Origin of the sequence: Chryseobacterium sp. 7, from assembly GCF_003663845.1 — a bacterium.
In the GTDB taxonomy this organism is placed as follows: domain Bacteria; phylum Bacteroidota; class Bacteroidia; order Flavobacteriales; family Weeksellaceae; genus Chryseobacterium.
Map to the genome: position 1 here is coordinate 18,337 of NZ_RCCA01000003.1, position 20,261 is coordinate 38,597.

Below are 20,261 nucleotides of genomic sequence, written 5' to 3' on the forward strand. Positions count from 1 at the left end.
ATGAACAAATATATGAAAATAGGAGTAAAAGTTGGTAGTTTGGGGAAGGGTTTCGGAGTGCGGGGTTGCGGGATAAGGAGAATGTTTTTTAATGGTAGTGGTTTGGAAAATTGATTAATTCTATTTTATTTCGATGGTTCTCTGTTTCTTTGTTGATTATTATTCCTTTATAAAAGCAAAACAGCATACCAAAAGGCATACTGTTTCTTTTTTATTTAAGTTTATGGGATTATTTACCTGCTGAAGGCCATAGTCCGGCAAACTGAGAAGTACCGTAGTCGATAGTTTCTGCACTTACTACGAAACTGATCAGCATACTGTTGCTGTCAATAGCATCGAAGTCTACTTCGTGCTGGATCACATATCCGTTTTCCCATTTCAAAGTGATCAATGTTCCTTCTTCGTGAGATTTGTTGAACGTGATTTCTCCTACTGTCGGCTTATATTTACCGTTTAATAAGCTTTCAAGGATGTCTGATTTTTCAGTAGCTTCTACTGTAACCTTGATTAATGCGTTAGAAGGATCTGATGCTACACGTCCTGAAACGTCTGTAGATCTTGATACGCTGTAGTTCATTTTTAACAGTTTCTGTCCTTCACCGTTGTTGAATTTTAAGATTCCTCTTGAATTTCTTTCTGCCATGATTGTAAATTTTTAATCGTTAGTAATAAATTGTAATTCAATAATTATATAACAAAGATAACCCCCTTGATTTTGAAAAAAAAGCTTTTGAAAGGAAATCTGAAAAAGTGTAGTAGTTCTACGATTTCATGTCGTAATTCTACGACAAAAGATTTAAAACAAAACATAACATTCTATAAATAAATATTTTAAACACAAATGTAAATTTATAAAAACCAACCATTTATTACACAAAAAAGGGAAATAAAATATTTAAAAAGTATCATAAAGAAAGTAAAAAACCGCTGATTTTTCACATTTCAATTGCACAGGCTGAGATAACATAAAAAAACAGAACAGTATACCCGGATGGGTGTACTGTTCTGTACCAATTTTATTTTTACTAAGATGATGAATAGGCTTATTTACCTGCTGAAGGCCATAGTCCAGCGAACTGAGAAGTACCGTAGTCAATGGTTTCAGCACTTACTACGAAGCTGATCAGCATACTGTTGCTGTCAATAGCATCGAAGTCTACTTCATGCTGGATCACATATCCGTTCTCCCATTTCAAAGTGATCAGTGTTCCTTCTTCGTGGGATTTGTTGAATGTGATTTCTCCTACAGTCGGTTTGTATTTTCCATTTAACAAGCTTTCAAGAATGTCTGACTTTTCTGTAGCTTCTACTGTTACTTTGATTAATGCGTTAGAAGGATCTGATGCTACACGTCCTGAAACGTCTGTAGATCTTGATACGCTGTAGTTCATTTTTAACAGCTTCTGTCCTTCACCATTGTTGAATTTTAAGATTCCTCTTGAATTTCTTTCTGCCATGATTGTAAATTTTGATCGTTAATATTTTGTGATTCGGTGATTGTATAGCAAAGATAGAGGCTCTTTTTCGCTAAAAAAAGCTTTTAAAAGGAAATCTGAAAAATTGTAGTAATTCTACGATTTCTTGTAGTAATTCTACGACAATGGATTTAACAAATTCATTCAAAACATTATTAATAGAGGATTTTAGCTTAATGGAAAAGAATAATAAAAACAGTAATTTTCCACTTAAACGAGAAATATTAAGATTTCTTTAGTATAAAATTAAGATGATTTAACAGAGCAGATGTTCATAAAAAAAGCAACCAGTTAAAAAACTGACTGCCATTATTATTTTAATTTGAGACAAACTTACTGTTGTGTATTGGATCCTTCTTTTATGGAGCGAACCAATATTTTATTCTTTCTAAGTAAAAAATCAGGCATCAGATCAACCGGGAGATAGAAGGAGCTTTCTCCTTTTCTCTGCAGTTCTTCTACAATTCCGGGATTCCAAGCCAGGATTTTATCTACGTCTATATTCAGTTCATCTGCTACAACTTTTAAGCTGAAACCGGCATTGATCTCCGTTTCGGAGAGAGCTGCCTGAGTTGTCTTTCTGTCTCCTTCAAAGAAAACTTTATTGATTCTGGATGAATTATAGTTATTCAATACACTCTGAAGTTCTCCTGTCGCATAGCATGCATTCAGGTATTTCTTCACATGATTAATGGTTTCTGCCGGAAGGTATTTATAAAACTCATGGTATTGGGAGGAGCCTGCAGCTTCCATTGCTTTGGCAATATTTCCTTCACCACAGTTATAAGCAGCTACTACTGTTACCCAGTTATTATATTTTTTATACAGGTTACTTAAAGAAATAGCAGCTGTTTTTGTGCTTTTATAAAGATCGGTTCGTCCCTGTTCCGTAAGTCCATACTGGTTGGCATGTGCCGTCATAAACTGCCAGACTCCAACTGCGCCGGCTCCGGAGGTGATATTTCTGTCAAAATGAGATTCTATGAGCGCCAGGTTTCTCAAATGTTTGGGAAGCCCTTTCTGTAGCAGCAGCTGTTCTATAAACTCTACAAGATCTTTATTGGCATTAATGATTCCTTTGTATTTTTTCACACTGCTTTCCGAAGTGTCGGAGGCGGCAAGAAACTGTCCGTTTATCAAGATAACGGATCCTAATAATAGAAAACCTGTAAAGATATTTCTGACAATTGTTTTCATTTTAGTTTTATTTATGGGCAAAAAGACAAATTTACAGATCTGCCTTTCTGCTTTATCATTCTACTTTCCAGCTAATTTTATCTTCTTCTTTGTTCCAGTCTACATAAATGGTCTGGCCGGATTTTACTTCTTCTCTAACAATCATTTTGGAGATAGGTCTGGCAAGCTGTGCACGGATTACTCCTGAGATCTGTCTTGCTCCATACTTACTGCTGAATCCGCCTAATGCAAGGCTTCTTACGGCATCATCACTGATTTTCAAGGTAATTCCTAATCTAGTCAGTGAAGTATGAAGTGATTTCAGCTGAATATTAAAGATTCTTTCTGCAATGGATTCCGTGATTGGTGCAAAAGGAATAATTTCTGTAATTCTCGCTAAGAATTCAGGTCTGAACCGTCCTGAATTCGACATAATCTGCATCAATGAAGATGATTCCGGAATTTTGCCTTCTTCAAACTGTTTTACAATTTCTTCACTTCCGATGTTGGAGGTAAACAGGATCAATGCGTTACTGAAATCTCCTTCTTTCCCAAGTTTATCATGCACTTTTCCTTCGTCCATAATCTGAAGGAATACATCAAAAACTGAGTGATGGGCTTTTTCAATTTCGTCAAATAAAACTACGGTATAAGGCTGCTGTCTGATTTTATTCACCAACATACCCCCTTCTTCATATCCTACATATCCCGGAGGTGCTCCGTATAGCAATGCTGCAGAATGTTCTTCTTTAAATTCTGACATATCAAAGCGTACCATTGCCTTTTCATCATTGAAAAGTAATTCTGCCATTGATTTTGCCAGCTCTGTTTTACCAGTTCCGGTAGGTCCCAGAAGGAAAAAAGATCCAATTGGCTGGCCTGGTTTATTCAATCCGCTTCGGTTTTCAACAATAGCATCGGAAAGGATTTTTAGCGCATGATCCTGGCCTACTACCCTGTTTAATAGAAGAGATTCCATATTAAGGAGTTTTTCTTTTTCCTGAGCCTGGATTTTCCCGATTGGGATATTGGTTTTAGCTGCCATTACAGCAGCCAATTCAAGTCTGTCTACTTTTTCTCTTTTCTTTGCAGCATGTTGTAAAAGCTCTGCGTAGGTATCTTCAATAATTTTTTGAATCTGATCTACCGGCATAGAATTGTCAATTGCAGGCTGCTCACTCAATGAACCCCATAAAATTGGGCTTATTTTATCTCTTAACAGGTTGTAGGTCCAGATCAGCTCATCTGCTTTATCTTTACTGTCTGCATATTCTTCAGTTAAGATAGCATCGTAGCTTTCTTTCCAGCTGTCCAATTCTTTTTCTGATAACTCATCCAGCATTTTGATGGCCGCCATTGTTCTGTCTAATAGATCAATAGCTGCGTCCGGCAACTTTTTACCTTTTGCATATCTTTTTGCTAAACGTACACATTCCGGAAGAGCAGTTTTTTCAACTTCGATACCATGGTGTTTTTTATAGCCTTCAAGAAGTACATCAATCATTTTCACGCAGGTTTTTTCATCCGGTTCAAGGACAGTCAAAACTTCAAAACGACGGTTGAAAGCCTGTTCCGGCTCTATAATTTTTCTGTATTCTTCCTGAGTGGTAGCTCCTATTACGGTAATTTCACCTCTGGCCAGCTCTGGTTTCAGAAGGTTGGCAACGTTTCCGATGCTTCCTTTCGGGTCTAAAAGGGTGTGAATTTCGTCAATGAAAAGAATGGCTTTTTCAATTTTCTTGCATTCATTGATTACTTTTTTCAGGCGGTCTTCAATTTCACCTTTGTAAGAAGTTCCTGCTAAAAGTGCCCCGGTGTCCAGTTCTAAAAGGGTACCGTTTTTAAGCATTTCAGGAACATTTCCTTTCATAATTTCTGTTGCAAAACCTTCTACCAAAGCTGTTTTTCCAACTCCGGGTTCTCCGATGATGATAACATTGGGTTTGCTTCTTCGGCAAAGAATTTCAACCAGCATTCTGAGTTCTTTATCTCTACCAATAATATTTTCAATGTCTCCTTTTCTTGCCTGTGCTGTTCTGTCTACACAATAGCTTTTGATGGAAGGAAATGAGCTGTCTGAATAATCTGAGCCGTTATTTGAAAATAAGGATGAAAAATCACCATCTTCAGAAACAGTAAATGGCGTATCTTTTCTGTACAGGTTGAAAATTTCATGTTCTCTCAACGGAAGTGACTTCAACTGCTGAAGCGAGAATACAACCTGTGGTTTTACAATGGCTGTAAGAATACAGATAGGTGTAATCTCATCCAATCCTAATTTTAAACGGATATCATCAGCTTCTTCAATTAAAGTATCTATGGCGTCATCCTGCCCTACTTCATCTGGAAGATGGTTAGTTTTTGGATATTCTTCAATGCGGACATCTGCCCATTCGTAGAAATAGCCGGGATCTTTATCTATACTTTTCAGGAATTCATTAAGTCCGATATCTTTATGCATCAGAGCCTGCAGAATGTGCGGGCCTCCGTAGGTTCCATTATAATTTTCCTTCGCTATCGACTGTGCAATATGGAATAGTTGCTTTACGGTTTCGTTGGTTACTAGTACTCCCATTTATAATTTTCTTATATTAATATATTTGCGTTCTGTTATATGTGCTTCAGATTTGATGGTATTGATCTGTTTTCATCCCGTCGTATTTCCGGGAATCAAATTTCTTATTCTGTCCAGCTAAAATTAAATATTTTATTCTAAACGAGATAAAGATAGTTAATTCTTCAATTAGAGAAGTAATAACGGCATTTTTTTGTTTTTAGCCTTTCATTGTATGTTATAAATTCATGACAAATTGTGACTCTAAACCCTCTTGTCTTCTATATATTCAAAAAATACAATAAAATCAGGGTGAGCCATTGCAGTCCGATGTAGATATAGAACAACATGGCTGAAGGTTCTGCCAGTTCATATAGTTTTTCCATCAGCGTTTTTTTAATAATTTCTGAGAAGTCAGCATTTTCATCTCCCAGATTCAGTTCATCAAATTTTATTTTGTTCAGGGCATACCCTACTATTTTTTTGAGTATTTTGTTTTCTGAGCTATTTTTGAACTCATTCAAGAGCTTTATTTTAGCTATTGCAAAATCTGCGCTTGTCCGGATCACGGATGGCTGCTTCGCTTTAAATACTGATATAACTTTATCTATAAAAGGTATTACAATGGTTTTTGAATGATCTTGAAGTAATTTATTAATGACTACAGACATTGCATATTTTGTAGCAAAAGCAAACGTAAAAAATGGAGCAATAATAATCAGCAGATAGAAAAGGCTTACTGAAAGAGGTTTAGCTGTAATAGTAGTTATCAAAAATCCTCCAGCACCACTGTCCCCCAAAGACGGTCCCAGCTTTTCTGATAAAATATAGATTCCCACGACGAGTACAATAATGGTTGAAATAGCTCCAATAGCATAGATTTTCAATATATTGATGATGAAGACCGCGGATAGTTTGGAAAGGTATTTCAGATGCTCAGTGATTTTGTTCATTGATATTTTTAAGGTTATTTAGTTTTAAAGGATCAATCTTTTTATCAGTTTTTATGATCGTACTTTCCTTCAGGCAAAAAAAGACCGCCTAAATAGGGACAGTCTTTTTTCTTATGAATGTTGATAATGTGTATAAATATTAGCTGGTTGGCCAAAGTCCTGCAAACCGAGAAGTACCATAGTCAATAGTCTCTGCACTTACTACGAAGCTGATCAGCATACTGTCACTATCAATGGCATCGAAATCAACCTGATGCTGAATTACGTATCCGTTCTGCCAATTCAAGGTAATCAATGTTCCTTCTTCGTGAGACTTATTGAAGGTAATTTCTCCTACTGTAGGCTTGTATTTACCATTTCACAAGCTTTCCAGTATATCAGATTTTTCAGTAGCTTCTACTGTAACCTTGATGAGCGCGTTAGAAGGATCTGATGCTACACGTCCTGAAACGTCTGTAGATCTCGATACACTGTAGTTCATTTTCAACAGCTTTTGTCCTTCGCCATTGTTGAATTTTAAGATTCCTCTTGAATTTCTTTCGGCCATGATTAATAAATTTTAATCGTTAGTAATATTTTTTGATTCGGTGATTGTAGAACAAATATAGAGGCTCTTTTCCGCCAAAAAAAACTTTTTAAGATAAATCTGAAAAATTGTAGTAGTTCTACGATTCCATATCGTAATTCTACGATCATAGATTTACACACTTATTTATAATATCCATGAATACGGCATTTTAAATTAAATCCCAATTTTAAGATAAAAAATAGTTTTGCACCGGGAGGAGAAATAATTGGGATACAAGGTGTTTTGTTGGAGAGTTTGAGGATGAAAAGGTTTGAGGGTTGGGGTATTACAAAAAAAGCAGAAGTAGGTACTTCTGCTTTTTGATATTAAAAAAAATGAATTTCTTAATGCTTTGTGTATTCCGGCTGTTCTGTAGGAATTCTTGATGGCGTAAAGTATTCATTAAGCCAGTAGAAAGTCTGCCCGTTCTGCTGAATCTTTACAGCAGGATTGTTTCTGTTGGCAAGCAATCTGTCAGCTAAATTTTTATAATGGTAGAAATAATTCTTCACCGTTTCATTAGGAACGATTTTAGACTTTTTCCAGCCTTTCAGTTTATATTTAGCCATTAATTCTTCTTCAGAAAGGTCAAATCCTGTACTCATTCCAATAGCGTAAGACATTGGTAATTCATAAAGTGCTCCTTTATCCAGGAACTTTATGGTTGGATTATATTTCTTCAGAAGCTTCACATACTCTTTCACCGCTCTTGCCTGATTAAAGTCTGCACGGTCTGCCTGAGTGTTTCTGTATACTTCAGTATAGAATGCTTTCAGGTTGTCATACTCTGATTCAGAAATAAGAATTCCTTTTTCTATGGCGGGCGTAAATTCTTTCAGATCTTTTGGAATGTATCCTTTCACAAGGAACGGGCTTCCATAATTAATCAGCTGTGCGGCAATTCCCGCAGAAACAGGGTTGGTAAGTCCCGGATACAGATATTTGTATTTTAAATCCACATCTGTTCTTCCCGCTCCTACTGAAGAATGGAAATATTCATTCAGAGATTTATCAACGGTCTGATTGTCTAAGGTAACCTGGGCAATAAGGCTGTCTACAGATTTCTTCAGGAATCCAGGTGTAGTAATATCCCCTTTTTTAGGGAAAATAACGAATCCCTGAGACATACTCTGTTTAGGGTAAGCCAATGAGAAGAATCCTTCATCGCCTTCTACTAAGCTGAAATTATTTTTAGTAAGAACATCATTTTGATTAATGATCTTTTGCTTTTTAAGTTCTGCAATGTTCTTGGCAGTATTGGTAACAATATTTTCTGCCATCAATACATAATCATTGTAGTTATCTGATGATCTTGCACTGGTCTGGAACATGATCAGTCTTGCCTGAGCCTGCGTTAATGAACTGATCACACTGTACATATTCCCGCTTTGATTAGCTGAAGTACCTACAGTTACTACAATATTGGTTTCATCTGCAACGTTTGAAAGAAGGTTTCCTGCTGCAGTAAGGGCCTCTCCTACCGGCTGATATCCGCTGGTGCTTGCACAGTTCATTTCATTTGTTTTCTGATCAATAAACGTAGTGATCTTGCTGTAATCTGAACTTAAGTTGGATACAGAAACATTATTTCCGCAAGGATTGTTTTTGTATAAAACTACACCATATTTAACATTGCTGAAATAAGATGGTTTTTCGAATCTAAGCTGAAGATCCTGCAGTAATGATTTTACGATAGGTGCATAAGGTGCGTTGGCAGCACTTACGTCTAATGCAAAAACGATATTGATGTTTTTATCTCTTTCTGTGATTTCTCTGTAACGGTCAAAATAAATAGGCTCTCCTAATACATTAGATACAAAGTTTTTGCTGTAATCTAAAATATTGGTAAAATATTTTGTTTTAGTATCAAGACTAGGTGTTTCTTCTAACGGAAGGTTTACCGGGAAAATATTTTCCAGCGGTGTTCTTCTGTTAACATCCGTAAGAAGAATAGCTGTTTTATTTTCTGCATCTGATGCTGAGCCTCCCGGATGTCCTTCGTGAATTCCTAAAGTGGTATCTGTAATTCCTGTTGTGTTTTTCAATTTGATAGCAGAACGCTCTCCCCAACTCGAAATTACGTTAGAGCTCACCCATCCGTACAGTCCTTTTCCAATACTGTCTATATCAATGGAAGGCTTTTTACCTACTAAAAATCGTTTGTTGTTTTCAGCCTGTTTGTAAACATATACAATTTGTCCGTTTGGAATTTTAACATTGGCTGCTTCGATGAGACTTGGTGAGTTGAACACCATGATAGAGTCATTTTTGTAATATCTTTCAGCACTTCTGATCACTTCGCTGTTATTAGGTACTACGGCAACTCTTACAGGATATCCTGTTTTTTCGTTTCTCAGGGCATTGTTCCAAAGAAGAAGATCAGATTCCGGAATCCATCCGTATGTTTTGATAGATTTTGACGAAACTTTTTTCATTAAAGCATCAGGTACATATTCTGCTACTTTTACCATTCCGTCTCTATGTTTTAAAACCATTAAAGGCTCAAGGAACTTTACTTCTTTGTAAGATTTCTCGTCATCTTTATCCAAATAAGCCGTATTTCTGGATCGGTCTGAAATAACGATCCATGGAACTGACTTTTTAGGATAACCGTTTACGACAGGGGAAGCATCCACCTGACCGTATTGTGACGGCTCCGGGGTTTTCTTTGACGGCAGTTTTACCTGGCAACTCGTCAATAATACTGATAAACCTATATAATATGCTGCTAGAGGAAATTTATTTTTCATCCTATTTTATCTTTAATGATTGGCGCATCCGTACAACCGGATGATATTATTTGCTTTGATTGATTTCTACTTTGGTTACACAGTTCTGCGTATCATCCAGATTTACTTTTACCGTCTGAATCACTGTATTTTTGTCAAACTGCAGACCGGCACAGTACATGTAGAAGTTATTCACTTTGCTGTCATTCACTTTTACAACCGTGTTTTCATTGTTACACAGATAGGTTTTCAACAGATAATTGTAATGCATATTGAAACTGTTTCCGTTGGCAATCTGCTGCAGGTGATATTTGAAATCGTTATCTACTTTTGCATAAGAATCTTCTACCGATACTTCCTCTTCTGCAAGAGCATCATAAGCAGGAAGAATTTTGATACGGTGGTAGATAGGCTCCTGAGTTTCCTCAGTATATAGAGTTACTACGTAATCTCCGGGTTTTTTATAAGAATAGAATGTAAACTTATCTTTAGAGTCTGTATTTCCTGTTTCTCCGAATTTCCATGCAAACTGCTTGGCTTCAGAAACAGCACGGAAAGGCACGTTTTCATTTTGCATTGCCTGACTTGCGGCTTCGATAGTAGTGGTTGCTTTTGCTGTATCTTTTGCTTTCTGAACGCTTCTTGCGCTTACCATTACAGGGAAGGATTTCGTGTACTTATTGTCTACGATTAAACTTACCTGATAGTATCCCGGTTTATTATAGAAGTGAATTCCGCTGTTTTTGTCTGAAGTAGTACCGTCTCCGAAATTCCATCTTTTGGTTTTTGCAAATTGGGTCTTATCTTCGAATAAAAGCGTGTCTCCTACCGCCAGTGAAGACGGATAAACTACCCCAACAATATCATCCGCAGAATGGATTACCTTTTTCTGCAGCCATAGTGCAACCAGTGCCGCAATGAGCAGCGTTGCCACTACACCGATAATAATGTTCTTTTTGTTCTTTTGAAAATAATTCATAGTTAGTAATTGTGATGTGTTTTATTTAAAGTTCCTAGTATTTCTTTGCTTACTGCATTCTTGCTTTCAGATCCTGCTCGCGCTGATAAAGTTTGTTCTGCTTATCTTTAAATCCGATTCTGCATTCATCTACCTGTTTCTGGAAAATCTTGATGTCTTCTGAGGTTGTTGAGATCACTTTTTTGTCATCAAAGTACATTTTATAGAATTTAGCAATCTGAGGATAGGCATCTTTCCGGATGTCTACTACATCTGTTCCGTTAAAATAGCTGTTAAGATCATTTACTCCCAGCTGAATATTATTCTCCACAAATGGCTGCGGACCGTCATTGGTAAGTTTTGTAATCATGGAATAAGTGCTGTCCATAATAGGTAAAACCACTTTTTGGTGCTGTTCAAATTCTGCTTTCTGCTCCAGATTCTGAATTCCTCTTACATCTTCATCAGAAAAGGGAGATACAAATCCTTTTAAGAAGATGATTCCCAAAAATAACATCGCCGTCACAAGCATCAGTATTAAATAAAAAAACTGATAATGCCTTTCTTTTTTAGATAGTGTGATTTGTCCTTGCATTTCTTTTCTTTTTTATCTTCTTCTTTTACTTCCTGTGAAATTTCTCGTAGGGTCTTTTCTAAGCTCGTTGTTGGTCACTTTTATTTTACCCATACATTCATCCAGATCCCTTAAGACGGTTTTTTTCTGGTACTCTACTTCAATGATCTTGGCTTTTAAAGTCATCATGGGTACAATCTGCTTCATCAGTACAGCATAATGCTTGAAGCTCTGGGTACTGTCTTTACCCATAATATTTTTGGCATCTCTCACGTTATCCATAATACTGGTTCTGAGGAATACATCATTCTCCACCTTATTAATGCTAAGCTGGTTCATTTTGTCGTAGATATCATCAATGTGGTCTCTCAGTACGTCACTTCGAAGCATGAGTTCTTTATAGGCTTCCGCTTCCCGGCTGATCCCTTCCCTTTGTATATCATAACTCTTAAAGAAGAGAAATAAGCACGAAAAAGATACAACCGATAAAACAACAAAAGACAGAATAAACTTCCAAATGCCTACTCTGACGTCAGATTTGTTTAATTTTTTTTCCCTGTTAGAAGACATAATTTGCGATTTGTTTGGCCTGTGAAAATATAAAAAAAAAATTTTATGCACAATACGTAATTTCCCCAGACCTGTTTCGTGAAAACCCTGATTAAATTAATATTAATTTCCTCTTTGATAAGTTTTTCCTAAATTAGACCTCTAAATTTTAAATATCATTCGCCAAATCGATATTAAGAATGAGTAAAATACTATCTAATACCGTGCGTTTCTCCATTGCTGACAGCGATTTTTATTTTAAGAAAATAATGATCAAAACACTTATGGAAAATCCTTTTTATATGCTTCTTAACGACTGTAACAATGGGCACGAGCTTGTTAACAGAATCTACAGAAGGCAGGAAGATGTGTTCATTATAGAACTCTTTATGCCTGTACTGAGCGGAATTGAAGCCATCAAATACATCAGAAAAAACAATTCGGAAACTCCCATCATCACGTATTCCGGTACTTACCAGGAAGATATGGCAGAAATCCTTTCCAAGATTCCCAATATCTACTATTGTCAGAAAAAGAGCACTATTATCAAGGATATTATTAAAGGAAGCATTGCTTCCGATGATTTTGATTATCATGCCTATTCCAAAGACTGGGAGCAGCAGCCTCTTGCTGTACAGGAGTATATGGACAGACAGAAAAAGGGACAGGAAGAGCTTTCTCCGTCTGAAATACAGCTGATGAGATTCTGCTATGAAGGTTTCAGTAATAAAGAAATTGCAGAAAAACTCAATCTGAGTACGAGAACTATTGATACTTACATTAACCGGCTTACAGAAAAGCTGGGATTAAAAACAAAGCTTCACCTTATCCGTTTCTGTGTAGAAAATGGATATTATAATTCCAGTTTATAAAAAAATTCTTGTTTCAGATTCCTTGTCTTAAATTCCGGATCACAGATGGAGGCAGAAGCGGTATATTTATTTTAAAACAACCATAAGAAAACCCTTCAGAGCTTATCTCCATTGGCATTTATTAAATTTTGTTCATTAATTTTTTGTACCTTTATCCCGTTACATTATTTTATTGTTAAATTATCAAAAGAGTACCTTAATACAGCGTACACATTAAAAGCTCAACGATTTGAATAAAAATATTTTGCCACTAATTTGCTAGTATTCAATTTTTTTAACTAAATTTGCACACCTAAAATTTAAAATTAAAATAAGGAAATGACAAAGGCAGAATTGGTAAACACCATCTCAAATAAGTTGGGAACAGAAAAGAATGAAACACAGAAAGTTGTAGAAGCTTTTATGCAGGAGATCAGAACTTCTATGTATAATGGGGATAATGTTTATCTGAGAGGTTTTGGATCTTTTATCATTAAAACAAGAGCTGCTAAAACAGGAAGAAATATTTCTAAGAACACTGCAATTGAGATTCCTGCTCATAACATTCCTGCTTTCAAACCTTCAAAATCTTTTGTAGAGAAAGTAAAAACTAAAGTTGCAGTAAAATAAGAACATTAACTGAATATTAACTAGTTACTAAAAAATTAAAATTATGCCAAGCGGAAAGAAAAGAAAAAGACACAAGGTTGCTACTCACAAAAGAAAGAAAAGAAGAAGAGCAAACAGACATAAGAAAAAATAATCTCTTTTTCTCGAGATTTACAATATAATAATATAGTTGGTGGATTTAAATTTTTAAAGTTCACTGACTATATTTTTGTTTGCAACTATAAGATTCCTCGGAAAGCGGAGGGTTTCCAAATATTATTTTAATAAACATATAATGGTTTTCATTCAAAATCCTTATATTTAATAGATGAATTAATCTAGAAAAACATCCACTTCCTATAATCTTAACAATTTTATCTTAATAAAAAATGAAGAAAGAACTAATAGTTTCGCATGAAGATGATCTTACAAAGATTGCACTGCTGGAAGACGGAAGACTATGTGAACTTCATGAGCAAGAGGACAAAAGCGATTTTATAGTTGGAGATCTGTTTATAGGAAAAGTAAAAAAACTGGCACCTAATCTGAATGCAGCATTCGTAAACATTGGGTATGATAAGGATGCATTTCTGCATTATCAGGATCTGGGCCCTCAGTATCTTACATACAGAAAGTTTTTAAAGGATACTATTTCCAAAAAACAAAGCACTTCGAGCTTAAAGAATTTCGAGATACAACCCGAAATAGACAAAAACGGAACAGTAGATAAGGTAATTGCAAAAGATGACCTGGTTCTGTTACAAATTACTAAAGAACCAATTTCTACAAAAGGACCCAGAATTTCTACCCAGATTTCACTCACAGGCCGTTTTCTGGTTTTAATTCCTTTCGACAACAAAGTTTCTATTTCCAAAAAAATCAGAAGTACTGAGGAAAAAGAAAGACTGAGAACTCTTATCGACAGCATTAAGCCTGAAGGTTTCGGAGTGATTATCAGAACTGTAGCCGAAGGAAAAAAAGTAGCAGACCTTCATAATGACATGAACCAGCTGGTTCAGAAATGGGAAAGCACTTTTAAAAATATCCAGAGAAATAAAGTTCCGTCTAAAGTTTTAAGCGAAGAAGACAAAGCTTCAGCTATTTTGAGAGACAATTTTAATCAGGATTTCGTGAATATCATCTGCGATGACGAGCAAATGGTGAATGAAATGACAAATTACGTAGAAGTAATTGCCCCTGAAAAGAAAAATATTGTCCAGTTTTATGATTCCCATATTCCACTTCTGGAATATTACAATGTTGAAAAACAGCTTAAACAGAGCTTCGGAAAACACGTAAACATTCCGAGTTCCAAAGGAGCCTATCTTGTTATTGAACACACAGAAGCCCTTCACGTAGTTGATGTGAACTCCGGTAATAATATTACCACCGGAACAGCCGTTAACAAAGAGCATGCACTGAAAGTGAACAAAATGGCTGCTACAGAAATCGCAAGACAACTTCGCCTCCGCGATATGGGAGGTATCATTGTTATCGATTTCATAGATATGCCGAATTCTGATCACAGAAGAGATCTTTATGAGCATCTGAAAGAGGAAATGAAGCGCGACAAAGCTCGCCACAAAATACTTCCTCCAAGTAAATTTGGTCTGATCCAGATCACCAGACAAAGAAACCGTCCGGAAAAACAGATCGACACCAAAGAAGAAAACCCGAACAAAGACGGAGAAATTGTAGCTCCAATTGTTATTGTGGAAAGAATGGGTGAAACCTTAAGAAACATCCTGCAGAAAGAAAAAGGAAAAATCTACCTGCATGTACATCCATTTGTGGAAGCCTACCTTACAAAAGGCATTAAAAGTATCCAGATGAAATGGTTTATCAAATACAAAAAGTGGGTAACCATTGTTCCAAGAGATTCTTTTAAATACTTAGAATACAAAATCTACAATGCTAAAAAAGAAGAATTGATAGAATTCTCTAATTAAAAAATTTAAAACCTTCAGTTTTCTGGAGGTTTTTTTGTTTTGCATTTATACTTATAGAGTATGATTTACGATTTAAGTTTTAGCTAAAAGCCATGAACGATTAAATTATTTTATCAGGCGGGTTAAAGCCTACCCCTATTGAACTATTGAATCCAGATATTTAATAACAATATCATTCATCATTCATCATTCATCATTCATCATTCATCATTCATCATTCATCATTCATCATTCATCATTCATCATTCATCATTCATCATTTATTACTTATCTTTAAAATATGAAAAACCACCACTACAAAATCACCATCCAATGGACAGGAAACCAGGGAACCGGAACCAGCAGCTATAGAGATTATGAAAGAAGCCATACTATTTCAGCAGAAAATAAGGCTATTATTGAAGGTTCATCTGATCCGGCGTTCCGTGGTGATAAAACGAAACACAATCCGGAAGATATGCTGTTATCTTCACTTTCATCATGTCATATGTTGTGGTATCTTCATTTTTGTTCTGAAACCGGTATTATTGTAACAGATTATACCGATGAAGCTACAGGTATAATGGCAGAAACATCTAACGGAAGCGGATATTTTACAGAAGTTACTTTACACCCTATAGTAACTGTAGCAGAAGAATCTATGAAGGAAAAAGCGGAACAGCTTCATCATAAAGCCAACGAATTTTGTTTCATTGCCAACTCGGTCAATTTTCCGGTAAAGCATATCCCTACCACGTTAGTTAAATAGTACCACATTTCAAAATAACAACTAAAAATCGTGATAGATAATAGATTTTAACAGTGATAACTCTAAAAAAACTCCACAAAAAGAGAATTATTTAATGAAAAATCAATAAAAATAATGTTTTACTATCAATAAAAACACAATAATTTGAAAATATTTATCAATTTTATTCAAAATGTAAAGTTTTTTTCCTATTTTTATATAAACAAAACAGACCATGATGAAACCAAGATTGACCATTTTTGATGAACCCATGCTGTATACAGAGGGATTATCAAAACTACTTTCACAAAGTAATATTTTTAGTACCATTGACATTTGTAATTCTTTAGAACCCCTCACCAAACGTTTAAAAGATCAACCTCCGGAAATGCTTATCATGAGCTCCAATATGCTTATGCTGACGGAACTTTGCAAACTGACGGAAAATATTATTTCTGAACATAAAAATATGAAAATCATCATCATAGGAAACTCTTATGATGTAATTGACATCCGGAAACTCTTCAACAAAGGCATCAAAGGTTACCTAGACAAAAACTGCACTTACGATGAATTTCTGAAATCTATCAATATCCTGCTTCTTAATGAAATTTACATCTGCGATCATGCGAAGGAAAAAATGATCAGCTTTATCAGCAGTGAACAGGAAAAGCACAATCCCCATATCAGAGAACCTCTTACCCGCCGCGAAATGGAAATTCTTAAACTCATCTGCGACGGTAACAGCAGCAAAGATATCTCTGAAAAACTTTTTATAAGTATCAATACGGTAGAAACACATAGAAAAAGAATTCTTTTAAAACTCAATGCCAAAAACTCAGTCGGAATTGTAAAATATGCTATTGAGAATCATATCATCGACTGAAATTCTTCCATGAAAAAAATTCAGAAAAAATTCCAGACTTTCCAGTCTGGAATTTTTTTGTGCCTGCACTGGGTTTTAAATTCATAACCAGACAGGTGGCTCATTCATAAACTTTATTTTAAGGCTGGAAGTGAGAAAAAGAGATTGAAAACCGGGCTACTAAAAACTTATATTGCTTAGACCTTATTATTTCATTTGCAAACAACCCGAATTTCCAATCTCATGCTCACTACTGGAACTTTAACCTTAAAACCTGGACTTTATAGTAGTAATAATCATTTCGTAAGTAAAGTCCATTATTAAATTAAATGTCAATGAAAATTATAAACAACATTAAACTTAAAACATTAAACTTTGAATCTTAAACCTTATTCATAATCCGGCATTTCTCCGTTGCTGAATAGTGAAGTACGGGTAAGATCAGTCAGCGTACTACTCAGGTCAATTACCATAATGTTTCTCTGCGAGATATTATCATTGGAAGTATTCATAAATATAATCTGTGCATTGTTGGGTGAGAATCTTGGATCAAGGTCATTGGTTCCCAGTACTTTTTCGCTTTCTGCAGAGATATCGCTTACAACATCGGTCACCATGTTATAGACAAAGATATGGGAGTCCAACTGGCGGTAGTTTCCACTTCCATCTATATATCCTGAAACATCCCGGGTAAAGAGAAGAAGCTGCCCGTCTACAGAGAAATTCAAACCACCACTTGCTCCGGCAGAACCGGACAATACGGTTTTAAGAACACTTCCCATCATATCTATTACATAGATTTTGGTATTATATCCATTATAGTCATTGGTTTTCAGTGCTATTTTACTTCCGTCATAGCTCCAGTCGCATTCTGAAATCATACTTCCGTCCGGAGTAGTATACACTAAGGTCAGGCCGCTGCCGTCTTTATTAATTCTGTACAGTTTATTGAAATTGGAATAAATAATCTCCTTACCATTGGTACTCCAGGAAAAATCCATTTCATAATTATTAAAGCCTGCTACAGGAACCGTTGTCACTTTAAAAGGATTGGAACCGTCAGGATTGGCCGTATAAATATGGGTACTACCGCCTTCTGTACGAAGAAATGCTATGAGGCCTGCATTATTGTTCTTACGTGGGCGCCAGCTGTTGTAGGAAGAATTGGTAAACTGGAAGTTATTTCCCTGATCATCACTGGAAATGATAACGAAGTTTCCATTCTGTTTTTGGGTATAATGATACCTGTTGGCAGGAACTGTATTGGTGGTAAATTTACTGATAGAGCTTAAAACTGGCTGGTGAATGCCGTCCGAAACAGACACCTGCCAGAAGTAACTTACACCAAACTTCAGATTTGACAGCGTATAGTGGTTCGCTGTCAAATCATTAACCTGAATCACATTAGTGTCAAGATTATTTTTAATTGTCAAACTGTATTTTAAGACATCCGCTGTATCCGGATCTGTTGCGCTCCAGGTTAATTCGACGCTCAAGGGTTGATTTACTGCGTTATCTATCGGACTTAACAACTGTGGTGTAGTAGGAGGAGAATTCAATGAAGTATCATCATCCATCTCAAAAACTACCGTTACCACCTGATTTTCGTTTTGTATATTGACTGATTGAAAGGTTGTAATATATCCTGAAAGTTCTGCTTTCACAGAATAATTTCCCACCGGCATGGCATCGATTTGAAATGAACCGTCTGTGCCACTGAATACCGTCTGTGTCGTAGGATTGGTAAAAATTTTCACATTAGGAATCGGCACATTGCTGCCTCTTTTTACGACTTTTCCTTTTAAAATTCCTGTTTGAGCCTGTTCTACAAGGTCTTCATTGCATGAAAACAGACAAAAAGCAAAGATGAATATGCTGAGTATTTTAATTAACGTTTTCATAATTCGTGTTTTTATTTGTTTCCGAAGTAAAAATTGATTCCTATTCCAAAGCGTAAAGCCTGATCTTTTCTTTTTCCGTTCACAAGGCCTTCCCAATTGTCTTTGAAGCCCAAATCATATTGGGCGGATGCTCTCAGTGAAACATTATGGCTGATCATATATTCCAGCCCTCCACCAAATTGTGCTTTATATTGAGGCTGGTATTTTGAATACATGGCTCCTGCTCCACCGTACAGGTATGGACTGAATCTGTATTTTGGGAAAAGAAGGTATTCCAGATTCACTTCAGGGCCGTAGTAATTTCTTTTTACAATATTTGAATTTTCAAGCGTAAAATAATTGCCGTTTAGTTCTACATTTAAGTAAGGAGTAAGAAAATATTTGAATCCCACTTTTCCTCCTACGTTCATTTTAGGACCTACATAATCATCTCTTACTTTCTGACCTTCAATATTGGCAAATACGGAAAACTTCTGTCTGTAGTTTTCAGGATACCTGCCCCCTATTACTCTTCCATCATTTTGATCCTGTTCTTTATTATAATCATTGATTAAGGTTTGGTAGGGTCCATTAGGATCTACTGCTTTCCCCCAAATTTTATCTCTGATTCCTTCCACGATAAGGGATTTCACTGCTTTTTCAATGGCTTCGGTTACAGCAAGCTGCACAGGCTCATTCTGAGTGAGTCCTACTTCAGCTTCAAGGAGTCTTTCTGTATCAATATATCTGAAAAAACTTCCATTTACGCTGGTTGAAAGAATTGTTTTTGAGGTATAAACCGTTTTAAGAATCTCCCCGTTAAGCGTAGAAACCGCACGAAGATAAATGGTAATTCTGTCCTGACGATATTGTGTGGAAGCTCCGATACCGAAATATCTGGCTCCAAGCCCACCTGTAAGAATATTACTGTCATAAGAAATGACACCGCCTTCAAGAAGAATTCCGGCGTATAAAAGAGGGGGAAGCGCCTGGCTGTTTTTGTCTGCATCCTTTATGTACTCCTGACGTGTGGAGCGGATGATTTGTCTTTCATTAAGAAGATTCGCAATATTCTCCCTTTCAATAGGGATAAACCAATGGCTGTCTTCCAGTGCTTTGATGAGAATGGTAGTGGTACCTTGGGGAACTGCCGTACTCCAGTTGTTTCCGGTTTCGGAAGGCTTGTACTGGCCGGTCTGATCTCTGAATTTGTAGACTCCTATTACAATCTTCTCTTTGGGAAGAGGAAGATTTTTCAATTCGGCGGTAGAAGAGGTAACCTCTCCCATTGTTGGTTTTTCGGGATCCGAAGGTAAACCAAATATTGAACTACAAGCCTGCAGAACACATAGCAGGAAACTACAGAAAAAGATTCTGGTGTAAGTGTAGGTTGTCATGGTAAGTTTATTTTTAGTTATTTCCTTATTTTGGGATTACGATCTCGGACTGATCGCCATTGCTGGTATCCAAAATATTGATTAAAAGTCCCTGATTAGTATTGGTGATCTGTAAATAAAGCGATCCAAAAAGGTAATTTCCGGGTTTTAAATTTCCATCACCAAACTGTTCATCAAACAGTTTTCTTGAAAGTTCACTGAGAATTTGTCTGTTCAGACTCTGGGTAAAGCTGTCAAGAGAGTTTACACGATCAAGCAAATTGCTGTAATCATTCTTTTCATCAAATTGATTCTGTGCATTAGCAGAGCTTAAAAGCCACTGATAATTAAACGTATCTCCTCCGAAAGCCGGATTCACCGGTTTATAGACGAGCTGCTGAGATTTTCCGTAGAAAATACCCGCAATAAAGGTCAAAATAATCATAAAGGTTTTCATGGCGGACATTT

Annotated in this window: 17 protein-coding genes and 1 pseudogene; 5 read left to right on the forward strand and 13 right to left on the reverse strand. The window is 36.1% G+C overall.

Annotation, left to right across the window (positions count from 1 at the left end; translation table 11 throughout):
* Positions 1 to 229 precede the first annotated feature (229 nt).
* From tssD (CLU97_RS21795) to tssO, 10 genes and pseudogenes are all read right to left on the reverse strand, one after another.
* Positions 230 to 643 (reverse strand): type VI secretion system tube protein TssD, encoded by a 414-nt coding sequence (gene tssD, locus CLU97_RS21795; RefSeq protein WP_105704352.1) that lies wholly within the window; start codon positions 641 to 643, stop codon positions 230 to 232.
* A gap of 400 nt (positions 644 to 1,043) precedes the next feature.
* The gene (gene tssD / locus CLU97_RS21800) at positions 1,044 to 1,457 is read right to left on the reverse strand and encodes a type VI secretion system tube protein TssD (RefSeq protein ID WP_105704352.1); all 414 of its coding nucleotides are present in this window, start codon (positions 1,455 to 1,457) and stop codon (positions 1,044 to 1,046) included.
* A 351-nt stretch (positions 1,458 to 1,808) separates the two neighbouring features.
* On the reverse strand, positions 1,809 to 2,672 hold the full coding sequence (locus CLU97_RS21805; RefSeq protein ID WP_121489974.1) for a lytic transglycosylase domain-containing protein: 864 nt from the start codon (positions 2,670 to 2,672) through the stop codon (positions 1,809 to 1,811).
* A gap of 55 nt (positions 2,673 to 2,727) precedes the next feature.
* Positions 2,728 to 5,226, reverse strand: coding sequence for an ATP-dependent Clp protease ATP-binding subunit (locus CLU97_RS21810; protein ID WP_121489975.1), 2,499 nt, complete (start codon positions 5,224 to 5,226; stop codon positions 2,728 to 2,730).
* A gap of 260 nt (positions 5,227 to 5,486) precedes the next feature.
* Complete coding sequence (locus tag CLU97_RS21815) at positions 5,487 to 6,158, reverse strand: hypothetical protein (RefSeq protein WP_121489976.1); 672 nt, start codon at positions 6,156 to 6,158, stop codon at positions 5,487 to 5,489.
* Between the two features lie 139 nt (positions 6,159 to 6,297).
* Positions 6,298 to 6,705: pseudogene (tssD, locus tag CLU97_RS21820) on the reverse strand (type VI secretion system tube protein TssD).
* A 365-nt stretch (positions 6,706 to 7,070) separates the two neighbouring features.
* Positions 7,071 to 9,476 (reverse strand): type VI secretion system protein TssR domain-containing protein, encoded by a 2,406-nt coding sequence (tssR, locus tag CLU97_RS21825; RefSeq protein ID WP_121489977.1) that lies wholly within the window; start codon positions 9,474 to 9,476, stop codon positions 7,071 to 7,073.
* A gap of 46 nt (positions 9,477 to 9,522) precedes the next feature.
* Positions 9,523 to 10,434, reverse strand: coding sequence for a PKD domain-containing protein (locus CLU97_RS21830; protein ID WP_121489978.1), 912 nt, complete (start codon positions 10,432 to 10,434; stop codon positions 9,523 to 9,525).
* Between the two features lie 49 nt (positions 10,435 to 10,483).
* The gene (locus CLU97_RS21835) at positions 10,484 to 11,008 is read right to left on the reverse strand and encodes a type VI secretion system transmembrane protein TssO (RefSeq protein WP_121489979.1); all 525 of its coding nucleotides are present in this window, start codon (positions 11,006 to 11,008) and stop codon (positions 10,484 to 10,486) included.
* A 12-nt stretch (positions 11,009 to 11,020) separates the two neighbouring features.
* Positions 11,021 to 11,557, reverse strand: coding sequence for a type VI secretion system TssO (gene tssO / locus CLU97_RS21840; RefSeq protein WP_121489980.1), 537 nt, complete (start codon positions 11,555 to 11,557; stop codon positions 11,021 to 11,023).
* A gap of 179 nt (positions 11,558 to 11,736) precedes the next feature.
* Between tssO and CLU97_RS21845 the strand changes: the two genes are divergently transcribed.
* From CLU97_RS21845 to CLU97_RS21865, 5 genes are all read left to right on the forward strand, one after another.
* Complete coding sequence (locus CLU97_RS21845; RefSeq protein ID WP_121489981.1) at positions 11,737 to 12,408, forward strand: response regulator transcription factor; 672 nt, start codon at positions 11,737 to 11,739, stop codon at positions 12,406 to 12,408.
* Positions 12,409 to 12,726: 318 nt separating this feature from the next.
* Positions 12,727 to 13,017 (forward strand): HU family DNA-binding protein, encoded by a 291-nt coding sequence (locus tag CLU97_RS21850; protein ID WP_002984212.1) that lies wholly within the window; start codon positions 12,727 to 12,729, stop codon positions 13,015 to 13,017.
* Between the two features lie 368 nt (positions 13,018 to 13,385).
* Entirely contained in the window at positions 13,386 to 14,945 is a 1,560-nt protein-coding gene (locus tag CLU97_RS21855) for a ribonuclease E/G (protein WP_121489982.1), read from the forward strand.
* Between the two features lie 280 nt (positions 14,946 to 15,225).
* Positions 15,226 to 15,693: an OsmC family protein gene (locus CLU97_RS21860; protein WP_121489983.1), complete on the forward strand. Its 468-nt coding sequence runs from the start codon at positions 15,226 to 15,228 to the stop codon at positions 15,691 to 15,693.
* Between the two features lie 214 nt (positions 15,694 to 15,907).
* Entirely contained in the window at positions 15,908 to 16,558 is a 651-nt protein-coding gene (locus CLU97_RS21865; protein WP_228437905.1) for a response regulator transcription factor, read from the forward strand.
* A gap of 368 nt (positions 16,559 to 16,926) precedes the next feature.
* Here CLU97_RS21865 and CLU97_RS21870 read toward each other — a convergent pair whose 3' ends face one another.
* The 3 genes from CLU97_RS21870 to CLU97_RS21880 are packed head-to-tail and all read right to left on the reverse strand — an operon-like array spanning position 16,927 to position 20,250.
* Complete coding sequence (locus CLU97_RS21870) at positions 16,927 to 18,438, reverse strand: carboxypeptidase-like regulatory domain-containing protein (protein ID WP_121489984.1); 1,512 nt, start codon at positions 18,436 to 18,438, stop codon at positions 16,927 to 16,929.
* An 11-nt stretch (positions 18,439 to 18,449) separates the two neighbouring features.
* Entirely contained in the window at positions 18,450 to 19,814 is a 1,365-nt protein-coding gene (locus CLU97_RS21875) for a CsgG/HfaB family protein (RefSeq protein ID WP_121489985.1), read from the reverse strand.
* A gap of 25 nt (positions 19,815 to 19,839) precedes the next feature.
* Positions 19,840 to 20,250 carry a curli production assembly/transport component CsgF gene (locus CLU97_RS21880; protein ID WP_121490108.1) on the reverse strand — a complete coding sequence of 137 codons (411 nt, stop codon included), beginning with the start codon at positions 20,248 to 20,250 and terminating at the stop codon, positions 19,840 to 19,842.
* Positions 20,251 to 20,261 lie beyond the last annotated feature (11 nt).